The sequence below is a fragment of the Neisseria sp. P0001.S005 genome, from assembly GCF_051963715.1.
Window position 1 is genome coordinate 1 of record NZ_JBQCTZ010000958.1, and the last position, 287, is coordinate 287.

At 53.7% G+C, this 287-nt stretch carries 1 protein-coding gene; it reads left to right on the forward strand.

Going from position 1 to position 287, the window contains the following annotated elements:
- A partial coding sequence (locus tag ACTHSP_RS23675) for a 2,3-bisphosphoglycerate-dependent phosphoglycerate mutase (protein WP_440347194.1) occupies nt 1-287 on the forward strand: 287 nt, incomplete at both ends.

Sequence of the window (287 nt, forward strand, 5' to 3'; positions counted from 1 at the left end):
ACCCGTGCCATCAAAACCTGTAACATCGTTTTGGAAGAATCCGACCAACTGTTTGTTCCACAAATCAAATCATGGCGCTTGAACGAGCGCCACTACGGCCAGCTGCAAGGTATGGATAAAAAACAGACCGCAGAAAAATACGGCGACGAGCAAGTCCACATCTGGCGCCGCAGCTACGACACCCTGCCTCCGCTGCTCGATCCTAAAGACCCTCACTCCGCCCACAACGACCGCCGCTATGCCAACCTGCCTAGCGATGTCGTACCTGATGGCGAAAACCTCAAAGT